Consider the following 14,430-nt stretch of genomic DNA (forward strand, 5'->3'; position numbering starts at 1 on the left):
TCAGATCACTCGCCCGACAGGAGCGCGGCGGCGTCGAGGGTGCCCTCGCCCTTGTTCCAGTTGCAGGGGCACAGCTCGTCGGTCTGCAGGGCGTCCAGGACCCGCAGGACCTCCTTGGGGTTACGGCCCACGGAGCCGGCGGTCACCATCGTGAACTGGATCTCGTTGTTCGGGTCCACGATGAAGACGGCGCGCTGGGCGAAGCCGTCCTCGCCCTCCACGCCGCAGTCGCGCATGAGCTCGTGCTTGGAGTCGGCGAGCATCGGGAAGGGCAGGTCACGCAGGTCGGCGTGGTCCTTGCGCCAGGCGTGGTGCACGAACTCGGAGTCGCCGGAGACGCCGAGGATCTGGGCGTCGCGGTCCGCGAACTCGTCGTTCAGCTTGCCGAAAGCGGCGATCTCGGTCGGGCAGACGAAAGTGAAGTCCTTGGGCCAGAAAAACACCACACGCCACTTGCCCTCGTAGGACTTGTGGTCGATCTGCTCGAACTCCTTGCCGCTCTCCAGCGACACGCAGGCGGTCAGGTCGTAGAGGGGGAACTGGTCACCGACAGTGAGCACGCGCTCTCCTTGCACAGGAGGAAGTCCCTTTTGGGGTCTTCCGAGGGGGTTGGACGTGGGATCATCCTGGCACGGAGTGCATTGATCAGTGAAATAGCTAGACTGCCTCGTGTTGATCGAAGGTGGTTATCAGTGGTCTCTCCGTACAGCCCGCACATCGGCCCGATGCGCGGCAAGCAGCCCAGTCTTTCCCAGCTCAGAGCGTTCGTGGCGGTCGCCGAGCAGCTGCACTTCCGTGATGCCGCCGCGGCGATCGGAATGAGCCAGCCGGCGCTCTCGGGCGCGGTTTCGGCTCTCGAAGAGGCACTCGGTGTCCAGCTCCTCGAGCGTACGACGCGCAAGGTGCTGCTCTCGCCCGCCGGGGAGCGGCTCGCGGTGCGGGCGAAGGCCGTCCTGGACGCGGTGGCGGAGCTGATGGAGGAGGCGGAGGCGGCGCAGGCCCCGTTCACCGGGGTGCTGCGGCTCGGTGTGATCCCGACGGTCGCCCCGTATCTGCTGCCCACCGTCCTGAGCCTGGTCCACCGGCGCTACCCGGAGCTCGACCTCCAGGTCCACGAGGAGCAGACCTCCTCTCTCCTGGAGGGGCTCGCGGCCGGGCGGCTCGACCTGCTGCTGCTCGCCGTGCCGCTCGGGGTCCCCGGAGTCAGCGAACTCCCGCTCTTCGACGAGGACTTCGTGCTCGTCGCCCCGGAGGGCCATCCGCTGGCCGGGCGCGACGACATACCGCGCGAGGCGCTCAAGGAGCTCAACCTGCTGCTCCTGGACGAGGGGCACTGTCTGCGCGACCAGGCCCTGGACATCTGCCGCGAGGCCGGGCGTACCGAGGGGGCGCCGGTCACCACGACCGCGGCGGGGCTTTCCACCCTGGTCCAGCTGGTGGCGGGCGGCCTCGGCGTGACGCTGCTGCCGCGTACGGCCGTCAAGGTCGAGACCGCCCGCAACACGGCCCTGTTCACCGGGTCGTTCGCCGAACCCGCGCCCTCGAGGCAGGTCGCCCTCGCCATGCGGACGGGCGCCGCCCGGCAGGCCGAGTTCGAGGAGCTGGCCGAGGCGCTGCGGGGCGCGCTGAAGCGCCTTCCGGTACGGGTCGTTGGCGCGGGTTCCTGAAACCCCCCGGCTTCAGGAACCCGCGCCCATCCGTCGTACACGCGCTCGGCGGGTTACTCCGTCCTCAGGCCGTCCGCCCGCATCAGCCGCCACAGCACCGGCATGCTCAGCAGCGTCACGGCCGCGATCAGCGAGACCCCGATCCCGGTGATGGGCAGGAAGACCCACCAGTCCAGGACCTGTTGCCCCGTCATCTTCAGCAGGACGACCCCCAGACCGAGCCCGCCCGCCACGGCGAGGACGAGACCGAGCACGATCGGCACCGCCGTCTGCCACAGCACCGACCAGCTCAGCGTGGAGCGCCGGGTGCCGAAGGCGACCAGCGAGGACAGCAGCCGCTTGCGGTCCCTGAGCTGTTCGAGCGTGGTCACCAGGAGCGAGGCCGCCACCAGGAGCATCGTCAGGGTGGAGCCGACGAGGATGCCGGTGCGGACACTGCTGAACTGTGCGTTCCGTTCGGTGTTCTTGAGCGTGCGGACCCACGAGGTCGGGTCGAGAGCCACCGCCGTGTTCCGTACGTACTCGGCGGCGTCCGGCACGGCCGGGTCGAGCCGCACCATGGCGAGCGCGGCGGGATCGTCGAGCCGGGCCGCGTCGACCGACAACGGGGTGGCGAGGATCCCGAACTCGTACATGCCCGTCGGGTCGGGGCGGGAGTCCACGATCCGGGCCGTGGTGGGGATCCGCCACTGGGGGAGCGGGCCCTTGTGCTCCTCCGGGTCCCGCAGGGCGACCGTCCTGCCCGGCTTCGCGGTCTCGGTGACCCAGCTGTCGGGCGGTGCTCCCTGGGCGCCGTGCGCGAGGGCGATGAAGACGTCGCCGTCCGTGCAGGAGGGCAGGTTCGCGAACTCGCGGAGGGAGGCGCAGTCGCCGACCTTGATCGAGGTGGTCGGGGAGAATTCCTCGCCCTCCTTCAGGGCGCCCGGCCGCCACGCATAGGACGTGATCGTGCCGGACACTCCGCTGACGCCCCGGGTCTTCGCGAAGCGGGTGATCATCTCCCGGGCCTCGTCGCCGGTCGTCGCCTCGGTCTCGGCCACGAGCTGGGCCCGTGTGGAGTCCTCGCCCGTGGCCTGCGTGAAGTCGTTCTCCATCGCCTGGAAGAGCATCTGGAGCGCGATCGCGCCGGCTGCGGCGACGACGATGCCGCTGACGGCGCGGGCCGCCGTTCCGCTGCTCAGCTGGAGCCTGCGGACGGCCAGTTGCCAGGACACCGGCCCCATGTGCAACCGCTTCACACCGGCCTCGACGAGCCACGGCAGCAGGGTGGTGAGGCCGATCAGGGCGAGGGCGACGCCCGCTCCGATCCCCACGGTGTCGATCGCGGTCTGGTTCAGCTCCACCGTCCCGAACAGCGGGACGAGCATGGCCACGCCGGCCGCCAGGAGCAGCACCCGCCACCACAGTCGGCGGCGGCGTGGTGCGGCGGACCGGACGACGCCGAGCGGCTCGATCGCCACTCCGCGCAGCGCGAAGAGCGTGACGACGACCGAGGCGACCGGTACGACGGCGAGGACGAGCGCGGCGAGGGCGGGCATCGGCACGACGTCGGACGGGAAGGCGTTGACGTCCCAGACGGTGACCGTACCGGCGAACTGGCGGGCCACCGCGAAGAGTCCGACACCGACCGCGAGGCCGAGGAGTGCGCCCGCCAGGGACTCGCCGGCCGCGATCCGCCGGGTCGTCGCGGTGTCCGCGCCGACGAGGCGGAGCGCGGCGAGCCGGCGGTCGCGCTGTTCGCCGCCGAAGCGGACGGCGGTCGCGACGAAGACGAGCACCGGGAGCAGCAGGACGACGGAGGCGACGAGGACGAGGAGGATCAGGAACGCGTTGAACGGTTCCGCGGGCACCGACCAGCCGTAGCGCGATCCGCGCCCGTCGTAGTTGTCGGTGGTGAGGAAGTCGACCTGGGCGACGTAGCGCAGCTCGTTCGGGCCGATGAGTCCGGCGTCGCCGATCGTCCCGACGGCCTTGTAGGGGATTCGTTCCCTGAGGAGGGCGCCGTCGGGGGAGTCGAGCAGCTCGCGGAGCGCGGGGGAGACCAGCATCTCGCCGTTCGCGGGCAGCTTCGCCGCGCCGGGCGGGAGGGGGGTCTCCGCGCCCTCGGGACGCAGGAGGAGCCCGGTGACGGCATCGCCCCGGTAGAGCGTGGTCTGTCCGAGGTGGAGAAAGGTGTCGGGGCGCGGGCCGGTCTCCTGCTCGCTGCCGTCGACGGAGCGGCTCGCCTCCCGCACTTCCCGCTGGAAGAGCATGCCGGGCAGGGAGGCGGCGGCGAGCAGGAGGGTGACGCCGAAGCCGACGCCGATCGCGGTCAGGAGGGTGCGGAGCAGGCCCGAGCGGCCTCCGGTGACCGCGAACCGCGCGCCGAGCGTCAGATCCCGGGCCCAGGTACGGAGCCTCATACCGCCCACTCCGTGTCCCGGACGGCGCCGTCGCGGACGATGACCTCGCGGTCGGAGTAGGCGGCGACCCGGGCCTCGTGGGTGACGAGGACGACGGCGGCGCCCGTGTCCCGGGCCGCGTCCGTGAGCAGCTCCATGACGCGCTCGCCGTTGAGGGAGTCGAGCGCACCGGTCGGCTCGTCGGCGAAGAGCACGCGCGGCGCGCTGACGAGCGCGCGGGCGACCGCGACCCGCTGGCCCTGGCCGCCGGATATCTCACCGGGCCGCTTGGCGGCGATGTCGTCGACCTCCAGACGCGCGAGCCAGTCCCGCGCGCGCTGTTCGGCGCTCTTGCGCCGCTCGCCGTTCAAACGCAGCGGAAGGGCGACGTTCTCGACACAGGTCAGCTCGGGCACCAGCTGTCCGAACTGGAAGACGAAGCCGAAGTCGGAACGGCGCAGGGCGCTGCGCTCGCCGTCCGACATCGCGCTCAGCTCACGCCCGTCGTAGGTGATGGTGCCGGCATCGGGCCGCACGATCCCGGCGAGACAGTGCAGCAGGGTGGACTTCCCGGAGCCCGAGGGGCCCATGACGGCGACGACCTCGCCGGCCCGGATGGCGAACTCGGCGCCCGAGAGCGCCGGCGTCGGTCCGTACGCCTTGTCCAGGCCGCTCGCCCGGAGCAGGGGGGTCGTGGTCATCGGCGGATCTCCTCGGCGAGCCGGTCGAGCCGGGCGGCGGTCAGTTCCAGCCAGCGCAGATCGGCTTCGAGGTGGAACAGGGCGTGGTCGCAGATCAGCTGGTCGGCGAGGTCGCCGTCCTTCTTGCGCCGGGTCAGCTCCCGCATCAGCCGCAGATGCTCCGCGCGCTGCACGTCGAGCAGCTCGGCCGCCCCGCGTCCGGTGAGCAGCGCGAGGACGACCTTCGTGTAGAGCGTGGACTGGAGGTACGGCTCCGGCTTCTCGGGGCGCCGCAGCCACTGCTCGACATCGGTGACGCCGGCCTCGGTGATGGCGTACCGCTTCCGCTCGGGGCCGCCGCCGGCCTCGATGCCGTCGACCTCGACGAGGCCGTTCTTCAGCAGCCGGGACATCGTCGAGTAGACCTGCCCGTAGTGCAGCGGACGGTCGTGGCCGAACTTCTCGTCGAAGGCGCGCTTGAGGTCGTAGCCATGGCGCGGACCGGACTCCAGGAGCCCGAGAAGGGTGTGTCCGATTGACATGCCCGTCACTCTACACCCTGTGTATACGCACGATGTATAGCTGCTCGGGTTCGGCGACATCGGGCGATGTGACCAGCGATAACGGGTGATGTGGCCGACGATGCGCAACCATCCCGGTTCCAGGAGCGTCGGTTCCAGCGGGGACGGGTGCTGATTCTCACGTCCGGAAAAGACCGGATCGAGTGCACTTTGTCAGCATCAGCGGTGTTAGCTTGCTGAGCTGATTCGGCGCGGGCACCAGACCTGCGACCACGACGAGCGGAGCGACGAAGCACATGGGCCGAGCGGACAAAAGCCAGGGGAAGAAGGGCGGGCGGATACGCCGACTCTTCACCTGGAAGAAGATCCTGGGCACGTTCTTCGTCGGCTGCCTTCTCGTGATGGGCGCCTTCTACGTGGTCTATCTGATGGTCCCGGTGCCGGTCGCCAACGCCCAGGCGACCATGCAGAGCAACGTCTACAAGTACGCCAACGGCAAGATCCTCGCCCGGACCGGCGAGATCAACCGAGAGATCGTGGGCCTGGAGAAGATCCCCGTACCGGTCCAGAACGCCTTCGTCGCCGCTGAGAACAAGTCCTTCTACAAGGACAACGGCGTCGACATCAAGGGCACCACCCGCGCCGCCTGGTCCACGATCACCGGCAAGGGCAAGCAGGGTGGCTCGACCATCACCCAGCAGTACGTCAAGAACTTCTACCTGAGCCAGGACCAGACCGCGACGCGCAAGCTCAAGGAAATGGTCATCGCGCTCAAGGTCGACCAGCAAATGGGGAAGCCCGAGATCCTCGCCGGGTACATGAACACGAGCTTCTACGGTCGCAGCGCCTACGGCATCCAGGCCGCGGCGCAGTCGTACTACGGCGTCGACGCCTCCAAGCTGAACGTCGCCCAGGGCGCCTACCTCGCCTCGCTGCTCCAGGCCCCGAACCAGTACGACTGGACCGCCGCCAGCCCGACCGGCCGCAAGCTCGTCGAGGAGCGCTGGAACTACACCCTCGACAACATGGTCGAGGAGGGGTGGCTCGACCCGACGGAACGCGCCACGCTGAAGTTCCCCGTCCCGCAGAAGGAGAAGGCCGCTCCCGGCATGGAGGGCCAGCGCGGCTACCTCGTCGAGGCCGCCAACCAGGAGCTGATGCGTCAGGGCGTCAGCGCCGAGGACATCAAGGCCGGCGGCTGGACGATCACCCTCAACATCGACGAGAAGAAGCAGAAGGCCCTCGTCGCGGCGGTCGACCGACAGCTGGAGGAGAAGCTCGACCGCAAGGGCGACAAGAAGGACGCCACCGTCCAGGCCGGCGCCACCTCGGTCGACCCGAAGACCGGCAAGGTCCTCGCCCTCTACGGAGGCATCGGCGCCACCGAGCACTGGACGTCGAACGCCACCCGCCGCGACTACCAGCCCGCCTCGACCTTCAAGCCGATCGTCCTCACCTCCGCGCTCGAGAACGACGCCAAGACCCAGGACGAGCGGCAGATCGGCCTCGGCACCATCTACAACGGCGACAGCCAGACGCCGGTCGTGGGCAGCGACATCCCCTTCGCCCCGGAGAACGAGGACGACAGGAACTACGGTCCCGTCACCGTCCAGAAGGCCACCAACAGCTCGATCAACTCGGTCTACGCCCAGATGATCGTGGACGTCGGCCCGGGACACGTGAAGCGGACCGCCCTCGACCTCGGCCTCAAGGACGGCCCGGACTTCGGTGAGAGCCCCGCGATGTCGCTCGGCACCATGGGCGCCTCCACCTGGGACATGGCCGGCGCCTACGCGACGCTCGACAACCACGGTGTGAAGGTCACCCCGACCATCGTGAAGTCCGCCGAGCACAAGGACCGCAAGGTCGAGCCGGTGAAGGCGATCGGCGACCAGGTCGTCAGCCGCGAGACCGCCGACACCGTCACCAAGGCCATGACCGGAGTCGTCACCAGCGGCTCCGGCAGCCGGGCGGCCGGCGACTACGACGCGGCCGGCAAGACGGGTACGTCGGAGAACAACCGCTCCGCCTGGTTCGTCGGCTACACGCCCGAACTGGTCACCGCCGTCGGCCTCTTCGGCGAGGACCCCAAGGGCAACCAGGTCACCCTCACCGACACGATCAATAAGGGCCGCGCCAACGGCGGCAGGACCCCCGCCCAGATCTGGGGCGACTACACCACCGCAGCCCTCGGCGGCGGCTCGGACACCCGCTTCGACCTGGAGACCGAGGACTCCTCGGTCCTGGAGCCGGACCCGACCCCGACCCAGACCACCGAGGCCCCGACGTCGACCCCGCCGCCCACCACCGGCTCCCCGGACCCGACGCCGCCGCCGACCTCGACGGCGACCACGCCGCCGCTGCCGACGGACACGATCACGGTGCCGCCCCAGCCGACCGAGACGACGGACCCGACCGGTCCGACGATCGAACCGCCGGACTTCGGCAGGGACGAGCGCCCCGAGCGGTGACATGACGAAGGCCGGACCCCGAGGGGTCCGGCCTTCGCCGTGTTCGAGGCCGGTACCCCGAGGGGTCCGGCCTTCGCCGTGTTCGAGCCATGCGGTTCTGCAACCGGGTGGGTGGCGCGAAGCTCGAGCCGTGCGGTTCTGCAACCGCGTGGGTGGCTCCATCCGCGAGCCGTGGTCTACAACCGCGTGGGTGGCTCCATCCCCGAGCCGTGGTCTACAACCGCGTGGGCAGCTCGAACCAGACGACCTTGCCGCCCGAGAGCCGCGTCGCTCCCCACCGCCGGGCCAGCCGGTTCACCAGGAACAGCCCACGCCCGCCCTCATCGGTGTCGCGCGCCCGGCGCTGCCGGGGCAGCTGCGGGGAGTCGTCGCCGACCTCGCAGCGCAGGACATCGGTCTTCAGCAGCCGCAGGGTCACAGGCCGCTCCGCGTACCGCACGGCGTTCGTCACGACCTCGCTGATCAGCAGCTCGACCGAGTCCGACAGCTCCTCCAGGTCCCAGCGGGCGAGCGCCCGTCGCGCGAGCCGCCGGGCGCGCCCCGGGGCCGCGTCCTCAGGTTCCAGGAACCAGTACGCCACGTCGCTGGGCGCGATCCCGTCGAAACGGGCCGCGAGCAGCGCGATGTCGTCGTCCCGGTCGCCCGGGCCGAGCATGTCGAGGACGTCGTCGCAGAGCGCCTCCAGAGGCGGCGAGTGATCCGGACCCGTCAGCTGGGCCGTCGCCGCGAGGCGCTCCCGCAGCTGCTCTATCCCGGTCCACACGTCACGCAGCCGGGACTCGACCAGGCCGTCCGTGTAGAGCAGCAGCGTGGCGCCCGCCGGGGCGTCCAGCTCCACCGCCTCGAAGTCGACCCCGCCCACGCCGATCGGCGCCCCCGGCGGTACGCGCAGGACCTCCGCGCGGCCGCCGAGGTGGAGCAGTATCGGTGGCGGATGACCGGCGTTGGCGATGGTGATCCGGTGCGAGACCGGGTCGTACACCGCGTACATGCAGGTCGCCATCCGGTCCTGGCCGAGCCGCTGGGCCTGCTCGTCCAGGTGGTGCAGCACCTCCTGCGGCGGCAGGTCGAGCCCGGCCAGGGTCTGCGCCGTGGTCCGCAGCTGGCCCATGATCGCCGCAGACGTCATGGAGTGACCCATCACGTCCCCGACGACCAGCGCCACGCGGCTGCCGGGCAGCGGGATCGCGTCGTACCAGTCGCCGCCGACGCGGGCGGTCTCGGCGGCCGGCAGATAGCGGGAGGCGAGCCGGACACCGGTCGGCTGCGGCAGCGAGTCCGGAAGCATCGTGCGCTGGAGCTCGTCGGCGATGTACGCCTCGCGGCCGTACAGCACGGCCTTGTCGATGCCGAGCGCGGTGTGGGTCGCCAGCTGGGCCGCGACCAGGAGATCGTTGGGCTCGAAGCCGGGCCGCTCGGGCCTGCGCAGGAAGACCGCGGCGCCGATGACGCGGCGCCGGCCCCGTAGCGGGGCGAGGATCGCCCGATGCCCACCGGGCAGCACGTGCTCGGGCCCGAGCAGCTCGGGCAGCGCGGCGCGGGCGGCGGCGGAGTCGCCGAAGACCGGCCGCACCCCGCGCAGCACTTCGGCGAGCGCGCCGCCGGAGCGGACCTCGCACAGCTCGGCGGCCGGGGTCGGGTCGGGGTCGGGGACGAGCGCGAGTTCCTCGCCCTCCACCTCCGCTAAACGGAGCCGGTCGGTGCGCCGCAGCCGCAGCACGAACGGCGCCACCGGCCGCTCGTCGCCCACCGGAAGCGGATCGCGCAGATAGACCAGGATCGCGTCGGAGAAGGTCGGCACGGTCGCCCGGCAGAGACCGAGCACGATCTCGTCGAGGTCTATCCCGCGCGCGATCCGCCGGGTCGCCGCGCCCACGAACCGCAGCCGGTCGCCCTCACGCCGGGCCGCCAGCACATCCTGCGGGGCCGCCGCTCCCGGCGCGACGTTCACGGCCATCGCGGCGGCAGGTGCTCCGGACTGCCCGGCGGACCCGGGGCCCTGTGGGGCGGATCCGGCTCCTTGCGGGGCGGATCCGGGGCCCTGTGCGGTGGCTCCGGATCCGTGCGGGGCGGGTCCGGCTCCCTGTGCGGTGGCCCCGGCATCGTGTGCGGTGGCTCCTGCTCCGTGCGGGGCGGGTCCGGCTCCGTGTGCGGTGGCCCCGGCTCCGCGCGGGGCGGAACCGGCTCCATGACCGGCCGATCCGCCGCCGTGCGCCGTCGATTCGCCGGCCTGGCCGGGCGTCGTGCCGCCGTGCTCGGCCGACGCGCCGTCATGTCCGGCCGAAGTGCCTCCGGCGGGGCCCGACGTGGGCGGCGGCACCTGAGCGGGCACGGGGGCTCCCGTACCGGCGCGGCCCGGGCCCGCGGCGTCGCCGGAGCGACCGTCCGCGGAGCCGGACCGGTGACCGGCCGCGCCGGGCTGCGCCGGCACCGGAGCCTCGGCCGCTTCCTGGCGGGGGCGGGTGCGCTCGTGCGACCGGGCAGCCAGCGGCTGCCGGCCTTCGTGGGAGGTGGGATGCTCCGTCACGCGTGGGATTCCGTCCGTCCGGGCCGGTGGTGCGATGCACTCGCTCTTCTCGCCGATGCCGCTCCTTCACCGGGGATAAACCCCTGGCACGCGGTGGATGTGAATGCCCCGCGAGCAGCGGCAACGACAGGGGTCGGCACACCCGGGCACACGTCCGGCACTGCTCTCCCCCTCAAGAATGACTTACGGTCAGGTCCTGCGCTGTGCTCTGTGGTTGACGCCTCGTTCGGTTGATCACCGCCTTGCGGAGGACGATCCTACGTTTGCACCCCGGGGGCGCATCAAGGGTCTCACGGTGCCGTGTGCGCCGGAGTGCGATCCCAGTCCGAGGGCAGCTCGGGCACGGTCCACCGGGGATCGGGCCGCCAGTCCTCCCATCCGTCGGAGAACGGCGCGCCCCACGCCCCGATCACCTCGACCGCGGCGCGGCCCGCCGTCCGCACCCGCGCGGCCTGCGCCGCGTCCATCAGCCCCGCCCGCTGGGCCTGCGCGAACTCGTCCTCGTCCCGCCACAGCCAGCTGCGGTCGGGGTAGACGGAGATGTCGAGGAAGTGGTCCTCGGAGTCGATGCCGCCGGACCACCGGGTGCGCGGCTCCTCGAGGTTCACGTACCAGCTGCGGAAGCGCCAGCCGCGATCCCAGAACAGCCAGACCGACCAGGGTTCCCCCGGTCTGGCCAGTTTCAGTACCCCCGTGCCGAACCAGCGCGCGCGGGCGGTGGTGCGCGGGGCGGTGTACCGGGTGGCGAGCGGCTCCTCGTGTACGGGGGTTCCGTCGGCGAGCACCGGCTTGACGCACTCGGTGCCCGGGGCCATCCACACGGCGAGCAGCTCGGGGGTGTCCTCGACGACGGTCACCGGCCGGCAGATGTGCACCGCGCCGGAGCCGTTGCCGCGGTAGCGCCAGAGGATGTGCTCCCCCGGCGCCCAGTGCTGAGGGCCGCCCGATCCTGTCATGCGCAGATCTTAGGGGCGGGCCCCGTTCGTCGCTGCGGTACAGGTCACGGATGAGTCATACGCAGCACGTCGAGCGCCTCGTCGAGTTGTTCGACGGTGAGGTCGCCCTTCTCCACATGGCCGGACTCGAGCACCACCTGCCGGATCGTCTTCCGCTCCGCGAGGGACTTCTTGGCCACCTTCGCGGCCTCCTCGTATCCGATGTACTTGTTCAGCGGGGTGACGACGGACGGCGAGGACTCGGCGTACTCCCGGGCCCGCTCGACGTTGGCGGTGATGCCGTCGACCGTCCGGTCCGCGAGGAGACGGGATGCGTTGGCGAGCAGCCGTACGGACTCCAGGAGGTTCTTGGCGATCACCGGCAGCATCACGTTGAGCTCGAAGTTCCCGGCCGCGCCGGCGACCGCCACCGTGGTGTCGTTCCCGGTCACCTGCGCGGCGACCATGAGGACCGCCTCGGGGACGACGGGGTTCACCTTGCCCGGCATGATCGACGAGCCCGGCTGGAGGTCGGGGAGGTTGATCTCGGCGAGGCCCGTGCGCGGGCCGCTCGCCATCCAGCGCAGATCGTTGGAGATCTTCGTGAGACCGACGGCGATGGTCCTGAGCTGCCCGGACGTCTCCACCAGGCCGTCCCGGGCGCCCTGCGCCTCGAAGTGGTCGCGGGCCTCGGTGAGCGGCAGACCGGTCGCGTCGGCGATCTCGGCGATGACCGCGGCGGAGAAGCCGGGCGGCGTGTTGATGCCGGTGCCCACCGCCGTACCGCCGAGGGGGAGTTCGGCGAGCCGGGGCAGCGAGGCGCGCAGCCGCTCGATCCCGTACCGGACCTGGGCCGCGTAGCCGCCGAACTCCTGTCCGAGTGTCACCGGTGTGGCGTCCATCAGATGCGTACGGCCGGACTTCACCACGTCCGCGAATTCGGCTGATTTCCGCTCCAAGGATTCAGCCAGATGATCGAGGGCCGGGATCAGATCGCGGGTGACGGCGGCCGTGGCGGCGATGTGGATCGAGGACGGGAAGACGTCGTTGGACGACTGGGACGCGTTCACATGGTCGTTGGGGTGGACGCTCCGGCCCCCGGGGAGCCCGATCAGCCGCTCGGTGGCGAGGGTGGCGATGACCTCGTTGGTGTTCATGTTGGACGAGGTGCCCGAGCCGGTCTGGAAGACGTCGACCGGGAAGTGCTCGTCCCAGCGGCCCTCCGCGACCTCTGTGGCCGCCTCCTGGATGGCTGCGGCGAGATCCTGGTCGATCACCCCGAGCCCGGCGTTGACCTTGGCTGCCGCGGCCTTGATTCGGGCGAGAGCCTCGATATGGGCCCGTTCGAGCCGCTGCCCCGAGATGGGGAAGTTCTCCACGGCCCGCTGGGTCTGCGCCCGCCACTTGGCGTGCCGGGGGACGCGCACCTCGCCCATCGAGTCGTGCTCGATGCGGTACGCGTCGGGTGAGGGGGCGGGTGGGGTGTCGGTCGAGGGCGCGGTCGAGGCGTCGGGTGAGGCCTCGCTCTTGTCGTTGTTCCTGGCGCCGGGTGTGGTGCCGGCCGTGCCGCCGCTGGTGTCGGTCATGTCGTCAACCTCCATACAAAGTTGAGCACTTGTCTTGTTCCGGCTATTCCCATTGCGGGTACCGGCCAGTAGAAACCGTGGGTAACCCCACTTCCAGGAGGCGCAATGAGGCGCACCAGGTACAGACTCCGCTGGACGATCGCGGCCACGGCCGCGGCCGCCGCGGCCCTCGGCACCATGGCAGCCGCAGCCCCCGCCGGCGCGGCCGACACCGGAACGGGCACCCGTACGGCGGCGTCCGTACCCCTCTCGCCCGAGCTGGAGGCCATCCGGGCGACCGAGGCCACCAAGATCTACGGCAGCCCCGAGGAACGACCGCTCGCCCAGCGCAAGACCGGCCTGATCTCGCTCGGCGACAGCGAGATCTCCGGCGAGGGCGTCGGCACCTACGAGCCGCCGACCAACGGGCCGACCAACTGGTGCCACCGCTCACCCGACGCCGCCGTCCACCGCACCGGAATCCCCGCGGACCTCACGTTCAACGTGTCCTGCTCCGGCGCCTACAGCGGCAACATCAGGATCGGCGGATCGAAGCAGTACGCCGACGAACTCGTCCAGAGCGACAACCTCGCCATCAAGGCCCGCAACACCCGCATCAAGATGGTGCTGCTGGTGGCGGGCGCCAACGACGACCTGCAGTTCGGCCCGGTGATGACGGACTGCGTCACGCGGTACCTGACCCTGCAGGGCGCCTGCGAGCCCAAGTACGCCCCCGGCTGGCAGGCCCGCGTCGACGGACTCGTCCCCAAGGTCGAGCAGACCGTGCGCGACCTGAAGACCGTGATGCGCGACGCCGGATACGCCGACGGCGACTACAAGCTCGTCGTCATGGGCTACCCGAGCCCCATAGGCCCGGACTTCCACGACAACCCGAACTTCCCCGGCAAGCTCGCCTGCGGCGGCCTCGGCTACGACTCCGACACCGTCTGGGGCCGCAACACCGCGGTGCCCGCATTCGAGCGCGGGATGCGCAGGGCGGCGGCCAGTACCGGGGCGACCTACCTCGACAACTCGCGGCTCTTCCACGGCCACGAGGTCTGCATGGAGGACCCCTGGGCCCGGGGCCTGTACATCGACCTCTCCAAGCCCGGAACCCCGGACGAGAACTCCGTCCGGCAGTCCTTCCATCCCAACGCGCGCGGCCACGCGGCCTTTGCGTCCTGTCTGACGCAGATCTACAACTCGGGGCTGCGGGAGGCCAGTTGCGCGGACGTGAACTCGTCGGGAACCCCGACCCTCGTCCCGTACGCCTGGGACGACGCCTACAAGCCGCTGAAGAACCAGGCCACGGGGAACTGCGTGGACGTCGACGCGGCCACGTCGAAGAACGGCACCGCCGTGCTCGGCTGGGACTGCCACGGCGGCCGTAACCAGGGCTGGTGGTACGACCCCGCACGCCAGACCGTCCACACGGAGCTGACCCAGGACCGGTGCCTGGACGTGCCGGCCGCCAAGTACCAGGCGGGTACGGGGGTGATCGTCTGGAACTGCTCGGGTACGGCGAACCAGAAGTTCGTACGTGACGGGGCGACGATCAGGCCGGCGGCGGCGACGGGCCTGTGCCTGACGCAGTCGGCGGCGCGCCAGCCGATCCGGCTGCAGAGCTGCGACGGGTCGGCGGGGCAGCGGTTCGTTTAGCGGTCTTCGGGGGTCTTCGCGGGC

The 14,430-nt window shown here is 71.0% G+C and carries 10 protein-coding genes; 3 read left to right on the plus strand and 7 right to left on the minus strand.

Annotated elements, in window-relative coordinates; translation table 11 throughout:
* Positions 1–5 precede the first annotated feature (5 nt).
* Positions 6–560, minus strand: coding sequence for a peroxiredoxin (locus ACZ561_RS30545; RefSeq protein ID WP_471001064.1), 555 nt, complete (start codon positions 558–560; stop codon positions 6–8).
* 165 nt (positions 561–725) lie between these two features.
* Here ACZ561_RS30545 and ACZ561_RS30550 point away from each other — a divergent pair, with 165 nt between their 5' ends.
* Positions 726–1,667, plus strand: coding sequence for a hydrogen peroxide-inducible genes activator (locus ACZ561_RS30550; RefSeq protein ID WP_471001501.1), 942 nt, complete (start codon positions 726–728; stop codon positions 1,665–1,667).
* 53 nt (positions 1,668–1,720) lie between these two features.
* Here the strand turns inward: ACZ561_RS30550 and ACZ561_RS30555 are convergent, their stop codons facing one another.
* Genes ACZ561_RS30555 through ACZ561_RS30565 form a run of 3 tightly spaced genes read right to left on the minus strand, consistent with a single transcriptional unit; the run spans position 1,721 to position 5,270 of the window.
* On the minus strand, positions 1,721–4,069 hold the full coding sequence (locus ACZ561_RS30555) for an FtsX-like permease family protein (RefSeq protein WP_471001067.1): 2,349 nt from the start codon (positions 4,067–4,069) through the stop codon (positions 1,721–1,723).
* Positions 4,066–4,749 carry an ABC transporter ATP-binding protein gene (locus ACZ561_RS30560; RefSeq protein ID WP_471001071.1) on the minus strand — a complete coding sequence of 228 codons (684 nt, stop codon included), beginning with the start codon at positions 4,747–4,749 and terminating at the stop codon, positions 4,066–4,068. The genes ACZ561_RS30555 and ACZ561_RS30560 overlap by 4 nt, the downstream gene beginning before the upstream one ends.
* The gene (locus ACZ561_RS30565) at positions 4,746–5,270 is read right to left on the minus strand and encodes a PadR family transcriptional regulator (protein ID WP_329116555.1); all 525 of its coding nucleotides are present in this window, start codon (positions 5,268–5,270) and stop codon (positions 4,746–4,748) included. The genes ACZ561_RS30560 and ACZ561_RS30565 overlap by 4 nt, the downstream gene beginning before the upstream one ends.
* Before the next feature lie 275 nt (positions 5,271–5,545).
* Between ACZ561_RS30565 and ACZ561_RS30570 the strand changes: the two genes are divergently transcribed.
* Complete coding sequence (locus tag ACZ561_RS30570) at positions 5,546–7,720, plus strand: transglycosylase domain-containing protein (protein WP_471001074.1); 2,175 nt, start codon at positions 5,546–5,548, stop codon at positions 7,718–7,720.
* Between the two features lie 214 nt (positions 7,721–7,934).
* Here the strand turns inward: ACZ561_RS30570 and ACZ561_RS30575 are convergent, their stop codons facing one another.
* The 3 genes from ACZ561_RS30575 to ACZ561_RS30585 form a co-directional block, all read right to left on the minus strand.
* Positions 7,935–10,247 (minus strand): SpoIIE family protein phosphatase, encoded by a 2,313-nt coding sequence (locus ACZ561_RS30575; RefSeq protein WP_471001076.1) that lies wholly within the window; start codon positions 10,245–10,247, stop codon positions 7,935–7,937.
* A gap of 290 nt (positions 10,248–10,537) precedes the next feature.
* Positions 10,538–11,203 carry a cytidylyl-2-hydroxypropylphosphonate hydrolase gene (gene fomD, locus ACZ561_RS30580; protein WP_471001079.1) on the minus strand — a complete coding sequence of 222 codons (666 nt, stop codon included), beginning with the start codon at positions 11,201–11,203 and terminating at the stop codon, positions 10,538–10,540.
* A 44-nt stretch (positions 11,204–11,247) separates the two neighbouring features.
* Entirely contained in the window at positions 11,248–12,768 is a 1,521-nt protein-coding gene (locus ACZ561_RS30585; protein WP_471001082.1) for a class II fumarate hydratase, read from the minus strand.
* A 105-nt stretch (positions 12,769–12,873) separates the two neighbouring features.
* Here ACZ561_RS30585 and ACZ561_RS30590 point away from each other — a divergent pair, with 105 nt between their 5' ends.
* Positions 12,874–14,406, plus strand: a complete 1,533-nt coding sequence (locus tag ACZ561_RS30590) for a ricin-type beta-trefoil lectin domain protein (protein WP_471001085.1) — start codon at positions 12,874–12,876, stop codon at positions 14,404–14,406.
* Positions 14,407–14,430 lie beyond the last annotated feature (24 nt).

The sequence above is a fragment of the Streptomyces sp. NPDC039609 genome (assembly GCF_055596705.1).